This is a genomic window from Nostoc sp. NMS2 (assembly GCF_017115105.1).
Lineage (GTDB): Bacteria > Cyanobacteriota > Cyanobacteriia > Cyanobacteriales > Nostocaceae > Nostoc.
Genome location: NZ_JABXKH010000164.1, coordinates 100659 through 112797 on the forward strand (window position 1 = coordinate 100659; position 12139 = coordinate 112797).

At 40.4% G+C, this 12139-nt stretch carries 13 protein-coding genes; 3 read left to right on the plus strand and 10 right to left on the minus strand.

Features of this window, described 5'->3' with window-relative positions:
- Positions 1-480: 480 nt before the first annotated feature.
- Complete coding sequence (locus tag HWQ36_RS30575) at positions 481-1152, plus strand: peptidoglycan-binding protein (protein ID WP_292709830.1); 672 nt, start codon at positions 481-483, stop codon at positions 1150-1152.
- A 30-nt stretch (positions 1153-1182) separates the two neighbouring features.
- Here the strand turns inward: HWQ36_RS30575 and HWQ36_RS30580 are convergent, their stop codons facing one another.
- Both HWQ36_RS30580 and HWQ36_RS30585 read right to left on the minus strand, forming a co-directional pair.
- Complete coding sequence (locus HWQ36_RS30580) at positions 1183-2076, minus strand: hypothetical protein (RefSeq protein WP_292709832.1); 894 nt, start codon at positions 2074-2076, stop codon at positions 1183-1185.
- A gap of 143 nt (positions 2077-2219) precedes the next feature.
- On the minus strand, positions 2220-4118 hold the full coding sequence (locus HWQ36_RS30585) for a serine/threonine-protein kinase (RefSeq protein ID WP_292709834.1): 1899 nt from the start codon (positions 4116-4118) through the stop codon (positions 2220-2222).
- A 294-nt stretch (positions 4119-4412) separates the two neighbouring features.
- On the opposite strand from HWQ36_RS30585, the gene HWQ36_RS30590 reads away from it, so the two are divergent.
- A complete protein-coding gene (locus tag HWQ36_RS30590) occupies positions 4413-5321 on the plus strand; it encodes a DUF3365 domain-containing protein (RefSeq protein WP_292709836.1) in 909 nt (302 codons plus the stop codon).
- 179 nt (positions 5322-5500) lie between these two features.
- On the opposite strand, the gene HWQ36_RS30595 is transcribed toward HWQ36_RS30590, so the two are convergent.
- The gene (locus tag HWQ36_RS30595; protein ID WP_292709838.1) at positions 5501-6751 is read right to left on the minus strand and encodes a serine/threonine-protein kinase; all 1251 of its coding nucleotides are present in this window, start codon (positions 6749-6751) and stop codon (positions 5501-5503) included.
- A 584-nt stretch (positions 6752-7335) separates the two neighbouring features.
- Positions 7336-8169 (minus strand): Uma2 family endonuclease, encoded by an 834-nt coding sequence (locus HWQ36_RS30600; RefSeq protein ID WP_292709840.1) that lies wholly within the window; start codon positions 8167-8169, stop codon positions 7336-7338.
- 416 nt (positions 8170-8585) lie between these two features.
- Here HWQ36_RS30600 and HWQ36_RS30605 point away from each other — a divergent pair, with 416 nt between their 5' ends.
- Positions 8586-9053: a hypothetical protein gene (locus HWQ36_RS30605; protein ID WP_292709842.1), complete on the plus strand. Its 468-nt coding sequence runs from the start codon at positions 8586-8588 to the stop codon at positions 9051-9053.
- A 362-nt stretch (positions 9054-9415) separates the two neighbouring features.
- Here HWQ36_RS30605 and HWQ36_RS30610 read toward each other — a convergent pair whose 3' ends face one another.
- From HWQ36_RS30610 to HWQ36_RS30635, 6 genes are all read right to left on the minus strand, one after another.
- Positions 9416-9865: an HNH endonuclease signature motif containing protein gene (locus HWQ36_RS30610; RefSeq protein WP_292709843.1), complete on the minus strand. Its 450-nt coding sequence runs from the start codon at positions 9863-9865 to the stop codon at positions 9416-9418.
- On the minus strand, positions 9858-10097 hold the full coding sequence (locus HWQ36_RS30615) for a hypothetical protein (protein WP_292709845.1): 240 nt from the start codon (positions 10095-10097) through the stop codon (positions 9858-9860). Before HWQ36_RS30615 ends, HWQ36_RS30610 begins: the two co-directional genes overlap by 8 nt.
- Positions 10098-10226: 129 nt before the next feature.
- Positions 10227-10478, minus strand: a complete 252-nt coding sequence (locus tag HWQ36_RS30620; RefSeq protein ID WP_292709847.1) for a DUF2283 domain-containing protein — start codon at positions 10476-10478, stop codon at positions 10227-10229.
- A 206-nt stretch (positions 10479-10684) separates the two neighbouring features.
- Entirely contained in the window at positions 10685-11038 is a 354-nt protein-coding gene (locus tag HWQ36_RS30625; RefSeq protein WP_292709849.1) for a hypothetical protein, read from the minus strand.
- A 24-nt stretch (positions 11039-11062) separates the two neighbouring features.
- On the minus strand, positions 11063-11431 hold the full coding sequence (locus HWQ36_RS30630; protein WP_292709851.1) for a papain fold toxin domain-containing protein: 369 nt from the start codon (positions 11429-11431) through the stop codon (positions 11063-11065).
- Positions 11432-11589: 158 nt separating this feature from the next.
- The coding region (locus HWQ36_RS30635; protein WP_292709853.1) for a WD40 repeat domain-containing protein at positions 11590-12139 on the minus strand (550 nt) is incomplete at its 5' end.

Below are 12139 nucleotides of genomic sequence, written 5' to 3' on the forward strand. Positions count from 1 at the left end.
AGGTTAAAAAAATGCTTAGAGACAAAGGGCTTAAGCACTTTGTTAATTTTCTCTTAAGCCAGATCCTCGCGACTTGGCTTGTGTAGCCGCGTAAAGCCAACTCTTAGAGACGCTCTTGCTAGCTTGCTTCCACGAAGTGGTACGGCATAGCTTCGTTTAGCGCGTCAGCGTGCCGGAGTCTTTATGACCTTCACTGGGGCTTAGGTTGACACCGATCCACATAAATTTATCTATATCGAAATTTAGTGTTCAAAGCGTGTATTCGCTTCAAATGATAACCTCTGCATCTCTGCTAACACAAGATACGTCTTTTGATGGATGACGTAAATTAGTTTTTATGAATAGAGCTAACTTTGGCAAAAATTATTCATAAGTTATTCAAAAATCATTAAAAAATCGCGAAAAAAGTTATTAAACAAACTTAAAATGCAACTGTTAACATTTATAATCCTGCTGATTTAATCCAAAGGAGTTTTAAATATGTGGTGTGGTTTTGGAAAATCAAGCGCGACTTTTGCTGTTACTTGCCTGATAAGTGCTAGTGTGGTAATTGCAGACACAGGTTTCGCAGCCTCTCAACGAAGCTATACGCCCCAGCAATTCCGTGCTGTATTGCGAGGTCTAGGCTATAACGTCAAGGTAACAAATGGTGCTTTGACGGATGAGGAAACCAAAAAGGCAATTCGTGAATTTCAGACAGGTTATAAGCTAAAACCAGTTGATGGGATAGCTGGGCCAAAAACCCAAAATTTTGCTGCTAACATTGTTCAAATTTTGCACACAAATTTGAATGCAGTAGTCAAGCCTAATCCTCCCCTACCGCGCGATCATTTTTACGGTTCCCGCACGGAAGAAGTGGTGAAGGAGTATCAAAAGAAATATCAGTTGCAAGAAACTGGAATTGCTAATTTAGCACTCCGCCAAAAGCTGAATGAAGAAGCAAAGACAGTCTTGAGTCAGCCAACAACGAAACCAACGGCTAAACCAACAGCTAAACCAACAACGAAACCAACGGCTAAACCAACAGCTACACCGACAGCTACTCCAACGGCAACGCCAATGGCTACGCCAACGCCAACGGCAACACCAACGGCAACACCAACGGCAACACCAACGGCAACACCGACAGCTACACCAACATCTACACCCTAGTCGCCACAAAAACTCCTACCCCAAAGCCCCTCAAATCATCTGATTTGGTTCTTCTAAGGGTCTGCCTTTGGGTGTAGGTAGAATTGAACGGCCGTTATTATAAGGCATAGGAATGTACTGTACGCTGGGTCGCCCTCCTTGTGCCTGTGGGTACAAATCCATGAGACCATAAATAGAATGGGGCAGTCCGACAGTTACGGGCAGCCCCATTTCTGTTGCTTCTTCAATAGTTATGGGATAATCGTGGGTGACGCGCCCGGTTGTCAAGGCTTCGATAATCGATTCGATATTTTCTGGCAGAACTTTTTGTTTGGGTATACTGTCTTTAAGTAAAGTTCGTACAAACCTTTGTACCTGCTGAATTGCTTTGCGTGAGAGGTCGGCCATAATTAAAGTTTGGTCATCAATCTCACTGATAGGTTTATCTTCAATTACTTTTAGGATACTTGCTGCGGGGTAATTACCCAATTGGGGATCAACTGGCCCCAAGACAGCGTTAGCATCCATAATAATTTCATCAGAGGCTAGGGCAAGCATTGTACCGCCACTCATAGCGTAATGGGGGACAAAAACTGTAACTTTTGCCTGGTGGCGAATTAATGCTCTGGCGATTTGTTCTGTTGCCAAAACTAAACCACCAGGAGTGTGCAAAATTAAGTCAATTGGCACATCTGGGGGTGTGAGGCGAATAGCTCGTAATATTTGTTCTGAGTCTTCGATAGTAATGTAGCGAGATATGGGAATTCCCAGAAAGCTAATAGACTCTTGGCGGTGAATCAACAAAATTACCCGACTTTTGCGTTCCTGTTGGAATTCTTGTAAAGCACGCAAGCGGCGATATTCTATTTGACGTTTTTGCCAAAGGGGTTGTAAAGAAGTCAGAAGCAGGAAAATCCAGAATATATCACCAATTCCAAAGCCCATAAAAAATAAATATTTGCTCAAAAATCACGGTTGCCGTCATTATTGTCACAAATTTGGGGCGATCGCAGTTCTATCTGTAGGTTTAAAAGTCACTAAGCCCATCAAGCACACAGAGATGTCAATTCAAAATTACGAATTACGAATTATTTACTACCCCGTCGCCAAATCTTGATAGTATCGTCATCACTACCACTCACTAGGGTTTGTCCATCAGGACTGAAGGCGACACATCGAACATAGCTGGAATGCCCTGTAAGTGTGCTGATTTCTCTACCACTGTGTAAATGCCACAGTTTGATAGTATTGTCCCAACTGCCACTAGCGAGAAATTGCCTATCCTGGCTAAAGGCAACTGACCAAACTGAATCAGAATGCCCTGTAAGTGTGCGAATTTCTCTGCCTGTGTTTACATGCCACAATTTAATTGTGTTGTCACCACTGCCACTAGCAATTATTTCTGCATCGTGGCTGAAGGCGATGCAGTTGATGAAGAAGGTATGACCTGTAAGTGTGTAGATGTTTCTGCCCGTGTATATTTGCCACAGTTTGATGGTGTAGTCATTACTGCCACTAGCTATAAGCTGTCTATCCTGGCTGTTTGTCGTTGTAGCCGTTCTCGGCGAATAAGCAATTGACGAAACTGAGTCGGAATGACCTGTGAGAGTTTGGATTTCTATACCAGTGCTTACTTGCCATAGTTTAATTGTGCAGTCAGCACTGCCACTAGCAAGAAACTTGCCATCTGGACTAAAGGCAACAGAATTCACCCAGTTAGTATGACCAGTGAGAGTGCGAATTTCTTTTCCTGTGTTTACATCCCATAATTTGATCGTATTATCCCAACTACCGCTAGCCAAGATTCCCGCGTTCAAATCTGTGATTCCGGCAGATTTGCCTGACTCTCCTTGATAAGAAAGCTTTGCTGAGATTGGGCTAAAGGCGACGGAATTAACCATATTAGAATGACCAGAAGACCAACGACCCATTTGACGCACTAGCTTGCCAGTACCTAGTTGCCAAAGTTTAATAGTATGGTCATTACTGCCACTAGCAATCAATTGCCCATCTGGACTAATAGCGATCGCATGAACCATATTAGAATGACCTCTGAGGGTCTGTATACATTGCCAGTTTTGCTGATCTAATACAACAGGTGGAGGTAATTTTACTCTAGGCGTTATCACTAAGGTAGATGTTGCTGGTGCTATGTTTTTCTCGTTTTCAGGGCCCAATAAATCCAACCACTCCTGCACAGACTGGGGACGATAGGTTGACTCCAAATCCATGCCGCACATAATAGCTTGATTTACCCTATTGCTAATGTTGGGATTAAAATATTGTGGTGGTTCTAAATTAATATTGTGTCGTCTATCATCTGCACTCGTCGGTATCACTGCGGTAAGCAAATTATACAGGGTAGCGGCTAAAGCGTAGATATCAATGTATTCTCCTCGTGGCGCTTCTGATTCATACTGCTCAGGTGGAGCAAAACCAGGGGTGCGATACACTGTATGTCTTTGGATTACATTAGGAATAAATTCTCTAGCGATGCCAAAGTCTATCAGCACTGCTTCTGATTTATCAATGCGGATCATAATGTTGCGTGGTTTGAGATCCCGATGCAGCAATCCTTTAGAATGGATTAGTGTCAAAGCGTCGCCAATTTGTCTGATATACAGCAGCGCTTCTGCTTCTGATAGCACTCCAACCCGTCTTAGGTACTGTCCTAAGTCTTCGCCTTCGATGTATTCCATCACCATGCAGGGAAAATTACCTTCATCGAAGATGGTTTCTATTTCTACTATATGGGGATGGTGACACACAGCCAGCCTAACTGCTTCATCACGGAAGTCTTGCCGTAACTTGTTTCGGTGGAGTATCCAGGCGGGGTGGTTCAGGATTTCTTCTTTAAGGGTTTTAATCACTCGCAGTTGATTCCGTTGATTTCTGGCAAGATAAGTAATGCCAATTCCGCCTTCACCTAATTGGCTTTCGATAATGTAACGTCCACCGAATAAAGACTTTCCTGCATTCCACACCATTAGTAATATTTGACAATTGCTGATATTTATTTTGGCACGGTATCAAAACAGCCAACACGAATTTTTGGGAATTCCATTTGAATCGCTGTTATAGCTTTTTGGAACTTACTTATTTAGAGAACATTTTCATTAACCTCAATAATTACTAATAGTATAAAGTTGTGTATACCCTAATAGCTTTAGCGAAATTGTGCCTTTACATTAAAGTATGAGAGTTAATTGCTCATGCTAGACTAAACGATGACTTTCGCCATATTTGTTCATAATAATTTGACTTGTAGGTAATTTGTAATTATGCTAAAGAATCTCAATCTGAAACAAAAGTTTACAATTCTGCTACTGGTAATTCTGACATTCGGTTTGAGCTTGAGTGGATTTGCTCTTTCTTCTTTGCTCAGGGAGAATGCTAAACAAGATATTAGCTCTACTGGTCTTATCCTCATTCAAACAATGAGTTCTGTTCGGAAATACACCAGTACTCAAGTGAATCCAGAGCTAGTTGATAAATTGGCTACTGAATTTTTGCCGCAAACCGTGCCTGGATACTCAGCACGGGAGGTATTTGAGATTTTACGGAAAACAACAGAATATCGTGATTTCTTTTATAAAGAAGCAACTCTCAATCCCACAAATCTGCGAGATAAGGCTGACGGTTTTGAGACGGAAATCGTAGAAAGGTTCAGAAATAAATCAGACCTTAAAGAAGTGAGTGGATTTCGCTCAATTCCTAGTGGAGATATCTTTTATATTGCTCGTCCCTTAAGAGTTTCTGAAGAAAGCTGTCTGAAGTGTCATAGCACACCTGAAGTTGCACCCCAAAGTATGATTACTCTTTATGGTGCAGCTAATGGATTTGGGTGGAAACTGAATGAAATTGTTGGCGCTCAAATTATATCAGTACCGGCGAAGAATGTAATTAGCAAAGCAAATCAGTCTTCCTTACTAATTATCTTAATTGTATCAACTATATTTATAGTGACTATCCTGTTAGTTAACCTGTTCTTGAATCGACAGGTTGTTGTGCCTCTCAAACGCATGACTCGCATAGCTGAAGAAGTTAGTACGGGACACATGGAAGTTGAATTCGAGCAGATGTCTAATGATGAAATCGGTAATTTAGCTAAAGCCTTTAAACGGATGCAGTTAAGTTTAGAAATGGCAATGAAGAGAATCAAACGCACTCAGGGAGGCGCAGGGGATTAAAGTAATTTAATTCGTAATGACGCTCTTCAGGAGACACTGTGCGTAGCAAGATCCCTCCAGGTATCTATGCTAACGTAATTAAGTTTTGTAATTAAATTTACATTTCTTCACAAATATTAACTTATTAGAAATAGTTAAACAATTCCAACTTATTTCTAAATTAATATTAGTCTAAATATCTATGAAGATAAGCTGTTTTTGAATTCAAAAGCGGCTTTAAGGTTAGGAATTTGACTGGCTATGAGTTCAACAAATTGGTCAGGTGAAATATAAGGATTTTCATCTAATATTTCTTCTATAATCAGATTTGCCATTGGCCCAATGTGGTAAGCTAACCCTTGCTGACAATGTTTAATAAATGCTGGTTGTAGTGAAGGTTGTTGTTGTTCAATTCGCCCATTTTGGGCATTAGCAGGTAAACTAGGTGAACTAAAAATTGTTTCTCCAGGTTGGTTGTATGACTGCGATATTGCCGACATAGCCTGAAATTCAGGATTAAATACCGTAGCAGGCAAATCATCAAGCATGATTGGAGGAGACATTGCCACTTCTGGTTCTCCAATCCGCTCTAAATCTTTAATAACTTCTCTGGCTGTTTGGTATCGCTTGTTGGGTCTATCTGCCAACATACAATCAAGTACTTGAGCGAACTCATCACTAACATAACTATAATAACGCCAGTTCCATTCAAGTGAGTACTGATCCATTAGTAAAGATGGATCTCTACCTGTGAGTAGTACAATAGCTGTTACCCCCAAGGCGTAAAGGTCACTAGAAGCGGAGCATAAACCTAAGCTAATCTGTTCGCGGGGTGCATACCCCACTTTGCCGACAAGGGACATTTTGCCAACAAATGTTACTTGGTGGTTAGAATTTCTCCCCTCGTTCATGTCAGCAATTTGCTTCCCTACACCGAAATCAATCAGCACTGGCAGATCCTTGCCATCAGGTAACATGATGTTATCAGGAGAAATATCTCGATGGATAATGTTGTGCTGGTGGACATATTCCAAAACAGGCAGTAGATTTTTTAGCCACTGGATAACTTCGTCTTCAGAAAAGTTTCTTCCTTGACGTTGAAGTTCTCCCAGCAGCCTAGAATATGTTTTGCCGTCAACATACTCTTGTACTAGGAATAACCGACCATCTCCTTCAAAGCAAGCTAAAAACTTGGGAATTTGAGGATGTTGCAATTGGTGAAGGATTTTTGCTTCTCTTTTAAATAAGTTGCGATATTGTTCCAGTCCACTTTCCCCTGTGCCAATGGGTGCAAACTCCTTGAGAACACAAGCTTCATTAAACCGCCGAGTGTCATACGCCAAGTAAGTTCGCCCCAATCCTCCCTGTCCCAGAAGTTTTTGGATAATATAGCGGTTATCGATTAGAGTTCCAGCAGCTATTTCTGGTCTTGTCATAGGGGACTGTGACATCTCATCGCACTCCTAGCGATTTTATTGTTGATAAATTATCTAGTTTGCTGAAAGTCAGAAACTCTAGCAGATAAGGGCTGATAACATCCTTAAAATTGAGGTTAGCACCACTATCAACACAAGGAAATACACTTTTCTACAATCTTTTAACGGTCTTGTGTAACCAAATAGACGATTTTTACATGGGTAGCTTGATTATACTACTTGTACTTACGTATTTTAGCAGATGGGATATAACCAGTGTCTGCGGTAATATCTGCGAATGTTCAGGTTATCACGTTTTGGAGTTGTAGCTGAACCACATCTCATCCCTAGCAACTCAATTAGGACTGAGTTTTGGAACAGTAAGGATATAGCGTGACATCATGGTTTTTGAGAAAAAACTGAAGTTGCTATAGACTTCTCCAAGGTAAATATTATATGTATTTCAAGTGCTGAATATGCGATCGCTCTCAAAAATTAATCTTTATGAGAGTCAGTCTTGTTATTTGATAGCTACTTTGGCATCGACTATCAAAGTTTCCAGTATAGGTGATTCCTCAAAAGCAGAAAATTATCCTCCGTATCAAAAAAGACTCTTGAAGCTACAATAATTCATCTAGTTCATCAGGATTCACGCCTAACTGACGCAAACGTTCTGCTAATTGTTCCGCTTTTCGTTTGGCTTGAGCAGCTTCTTGTTTAGCTTCTGTAGCTTCTTGTTCTGCAATGATAGCTCGTTGAGTTGCAGCAGCAGCTTCCTCTGTGGGTGCGGGAATTAATTCTCCCGCCAAGGTGAACCACCTTAACCACAACCTTTCAATATCTCGAAATGAACCTTGCCATAAGCCTAAACTTAAATCTATCTCTGGCATTAGTAAGCGCCCTTCAGTCAAGCTCATCGGTTCATAGTGACCACCGACTAACTGAAAAGCCCGAAATTCATTAGTGTAGCGACTAAAAACAATATAGTAGGGAATCCGCAAAATTCGTTCATAAACTTCCCATTTGCTAGGAGGTTTATCTGCTGCACTTTCTCTTCTTGTGCCTAAATCTTCGTCTTCCGTACCTGGAGATAATAACTCAACAACCACAAAGGGATTTGCTGGCTCTTGCCAAGTTACATAACTTAACCGTAAGTCTTGCCCTTTGTATAACTTTTCTACACCTACTACACCAAACCAATCTGGACGCTTGTACCACAAAGGATGCTGTAAATCATAGTAGAGATTAAGGTCAGCCGCACTGTAAACTAGTTCGGGATTCCAGTTAATGGGCTGAAAAGTTAAGTATAAAAGTAAGGGCTGTAAAAAGTGAAAATCGTCTGGCAAACCTGGTTCCTCTGGGTTATCACTTGGTAAATCATACATCGTTGGTAGAGTTTCCCAAGGAGGAAGCGGCGGGTCAGATTGAGGGATGTAATGGGGAGAAGAAGTCATAAGAAAAATTGGGTTTGATATTTTTCGGCTATTACTTTTATGGCTCTACCGTACTTATTATGCTAAATTCACAGCTTCTAAGAGGGAATAGGGAACAGAAGCGAATAGATGTGTACTGAGTTTTTTCACGCAATCAAATAGGATTCCTATAGAAGTAATTATGTTATTCCACAATTAGCTGCGAAGCGCTAACGCCAAATTTTGAGATTACCTCTGCTACTATTATCTCTAAATGTTCGGCTTCCTTGGTCAAATGCCACTGGACTCTAATGGTGAAACTTGCTCAAGGTTGGTAATTAGCGAGATATCACTTATTTAAAGGTATAAAAAACTTTCTTAATTGCTTATAAATAACTATTACTTTCTAAATAACTTGGGGAATACTGAAATTTAGTACCATTAAGGGCGTATGAAAAATGGCAGATAATAAAGTCAGTGCAAAACTTTCCTCCGCAGACAGAGAAGCCGTGATGCAAGCTATTACTACTATCCGCGAAAAGTTACCGTTCTTGATTGATTTGACAACCGACGAGCGTAAAGCTTTACCCAAGCTGGGGGATAAGAGTCGGGCGTTTGTGAGTAAGGCGTTGGAAATCGGCACACAAAACCCTGACTTCTTACCTCGTTCTTTTGACTTGAATGAAATGCGCCAAGATATCGAATTATTTGAAGCCCTGTATCCCATTTTGCTGTCGTTGACGCAACTGCAAGAACTGCTGGATGATACTTCTGTGGCTGTTGGTAGCGAAGCTTATGCGGCGGGTTTGATGATATATAACTATGCTAAAGCCAGTGGTAAAGGCGCGGGTTTAGAGTCAATGGTTGATGATTTAGGACGCAGATTTGCCCGAAAAGCTAAAAAAGTGCAACCACAAACTTCATAAGTCGAGAAGTTAGCTCAACGCTTCTACCTAAAAACATAAAACTTTTTGCTCTGAGCTTGGGTGTTTTTGTTTAAAGTGAGACACTCCGAGTTTAGAGCATTAATATTTTAGTTTCAAGTGAGAACCTTTTCGTTGCAAACGAGAACATTCCGGTTTGAAGTGAGAATGTTTTGGTTTGAAGTGGGAACGTTTTGGGTTGAAACGAGAACATTCCGGTTTGCAGTGAAAACGTTTTGGTTTGAAACGAGAACATTTCGGTTTGAAGTGAGAATGTTTTCGTTTAAAGTTAAAATTTTTGCGTTTAGAATTAAACGGTAGTAGGTTCAAGAGTAATACGCTTCAGTTAAAGAGAATCATAGCGACTACCTTTTTCGGGGATCTTCATGAGGAGGATGTAAGCCGGCTTGAAACCAAAAACCCCGCGCACTCTGAATGGAGTCATCTTCTGGATAGCGTTCATCGTTAATATCAAGTCGGTTGCAGGTTGCTCTACCAGTGGGAGTAACTCCAATAATTGTCCTACCATTTGCTGACCACAGAAAATGCTCTGACCAAATTTGTTGACGAGGATTAAATAGAGGTACTACTGCTTTAGTCTCTGAATCATATCCTGCGACAAAGTTGTAGCGACGTTCATTACAACGACGACAAGCCAAGGCTAAATTATTAAGTTCATCAGAACCACCAATAGATTTTGGTATCAAATGGTCTACTGTAAATCTTGTTGTGGAAATGCGTTCGGGAGAATGGCAATACTCGCACAAATAATTGGCGCGTTTTCGGACAATTTCTTTAGTAGCATCATCAATCATTGTGTTGAGCTACTAGCATCGCGTTGATATGGGTAAAAATTCTATCTAGTTCTCCAATTTCTTCAAGTTCAATCGCTTCTTCTGGAGTTAGTAAATCAGCTTTTTTACGTTCTAACAGTTCTTCCATCCGTGCTTGTAGTTCATCATTAAATTTGAACAGGTGAAATTTATCCAGCTTTTCTATTCTGATACTGCCAATCAAGGATGAAGGTCTAGCAATTATAGTTGTCATAGTCAGCGCGATACAATTTATGATATGTGTTTCTCTAAAGATATTGTATCAAGGAAAAATTCTATAAATATCTTTACGATGTGCGACTCTTAGCTATGTTGTACCTTGGATCGTAAGTAATTTTCATTGTCAGGCTGTTGTTTTTTCAACATTTGTCATGTTTTCACTAGTAACTGAAAAACCTATTCCTTCAATAATTACTTGGCGGAGAGTTTCTTGTCCACCAAATCGTTTGACAGCATCTAATATCTCGATACCAGCTAATTGTCCTTCTGCATCATAATCGGCGGCGATTCCTTCAGCTAAATGTTGCGTTGTTACAGTGGTTTCGCGGAAAGTGATACTGAGAGTATCAACTTCGGCATCATAGCTAATTTTCATAGGAATATTTCTGTTTAAAAGTAATAAGTGTAAACGGTTATAACTACCATTTCTTTCAAGATGATATTTTGACGCTGTTATTCTACAATTAACGGCGAAGTGCTAGCGCACCGCTCTGCTAACGCCAAATTTTGATATTTCCGCTATTATCTCCAGCAGCAAGCCAAGAACGAACCATAGGGGCTAGAGGCGAAGGAAGCAACGTATTAGCTGCCTAGCTTACGCAGCTTTTCCACTTGTTTATTATCTATAATATTTGGCTGCTGATTAATGAATTCTTCAAATAAGCTAAAAAATCTGTCTACTGCACTTCGTTCATCCGCAGAATTAAAGAGAATGATACTTGCCCATAATTGTCCAGTTTCAACCTGAAATTTTTCTCTTATCCATTGTAAAAACTTTTGAAACTCGCTCTCTTGTTCGGTTAAAGGTATACCAAGTTCGCGCCGAGCAAAATAGTATCCATCCAAAAATGCCTGAAGATTGAAGATGGAATGTTTGCCCAGATACATTGCAGGTCTTTTTTTGATCTTTTGTAGTAAATCGTATAGATTATCCATACTCAACTCCCTGAATGGCTTGATTCAAAAGTAAATTTCGGTTATTTGAAATTCTTTCCCTACATCTAAAATGGGTGAATAGAGATTTTGCATCCAACGCAATCTAGTAATTCCTTGATAGTGGATGTTATCAAAGACAAGTTCAATACCATCTATTTCAATGAGAATACCTTCATGATGACCAGTGGTAGCAATCAATTCTCCAATACTATCATCATAGATTCTGCCGTAGATTGGATCTTGTGAGCCTGTATCCAATTTAATGTGCTTACCATGAACTCTTTGTGATACTAAAAATTCTTTCATGGCTCTGGCACAAGGAATACAATCAAAAATTCCGTAATTTCTGGCAATCTGAATAATTTGTTGATAGATAGCATCATCTTTATTCAAAATCATTAATTATCTTGCATACAGTCAGCTATAGTAATTTGTACAGCAATAAGTTGCTGATTTTCAGCCATAACGTAATTTTTAGTTATTTCTAGCATTTTTTTAACATCAGATTGTTTGCAAATTCTATTTACTATTTTGACGCTGTTATTGCACAACTAGCTGCGTCGCCATATTTTGATATTTCCGCTACAATCGGCAGCAGCCAGCCAATCTCCATCGGGGGTAAAGGCGACGGAAATAACTGAGTCAAAAAGACTCAACGTGCAAATTTCTCTGCCTGTTGCAACTTCCCACAGTTTGATAGTGTTGTCACCACTACCACTAGCCAGGATTTGCCCATCACTACTGATGGCAACGGATTTAACATAACCGGAATGACCACTCAGGGTGCGAATTTCGCTTCCTGTTGTCACCGACCACAGTTTGATAGTGTTGTCACGACTACCACTAGCCAGGATTTGCCCATCACTACTGATGGCGACGGAATTAACATAACTGGAATGACCACTCAGGGTGCGAATTTCTCTTCCTGTTGCAACTTCCCACAGTTTGATAGTGTTGTCCCAACTACCGCTAGCCAAGATTTGCCCATCACTACTGATGGCGACGGAATTAACGTAACTAGAATGACCACTCAGGGTGCGAATTTTTCTTCCTGTTGCAACTTCCCACAGTTTGATAGTGTTGTCCCAACTACCGCTAGCC

Coding starts and splice junctions, on each gene's coding strand:
- HWQ36_RS30575 (WP_292709830.1), top strand. CDS start 481: ATGTGGTGTGGTTTTGGAAAATCAAGCGCGACTTTTGCTGTTACTTGC.
- HWQ36_RS30580 (WP_292709832.1), bottom strand. CDS start 2,076: ATGGGCTTTGGAATTGGTGATATATTCTGGATTTTCCTGCTTCTGACT.
- HWQ36_RS30585 (WP_292709834.1), bottom strand. CDS start 4,118: ATGGTGTGGAATGCAGGAAAGTCTTTATTCGGTGGACGTTACATTATC.
- HWQ36_RS30590 (WP_292709836.1), top strand. CDS start 4,413: ATGCTAAAGAATCTCAATCTGAAACAAAAGTTTACAATTCTGCTACTG.
- HWQ36_RS30595 (WP_292709838.1), bottom strand. CDS start 6,751: ATGTCACAGTCCCCTATGACAAGACCAGAAATAGCTGCTGGAACTCTA.
- HWQ36_RS30600 (WP_292709840.1), bottom strand. CDS start 8,169: ATGACTTCTTCTCCCCATTACATCCCTCAATCTGACCCGCCGCTTCCT.
- HWQ36_RS30605 (WP_292709842.1), top strand. CDS start 8,586: ATGGCAGATAATAAAGTCAGTGCAAAACTTTCCTCCGCAGACAGAGAA.
- HWQ36_RS30610 (WP_292709843.1), bottom strand. CDS start 9,865: ATGATTGATGATGCTACTAAAGAAATTGTCCGAAAACGCGCCAATTAT.
- HWQ36_RS30615 (WP_292709845.1), bottom strand. CDS start 10,097: ATGACAACTATAATTGCTAGACCTTCATCCTTGATTGGCAGTATCAGA.
- HWQ36_RS30620 (WP_292709847.1), bottom strand. CDS start 10,478: ATGAAAATTAGCTATGATGCCGAAGTTGATACTCTCAGTATCACTTTC.
- HWQ36_RS30625 (WP_292709849.1), bottom strand. CDS start 11,038: ATGGATAATCTATACGATTTACTACAAAAGATCAAAAAAAGACCTGCA.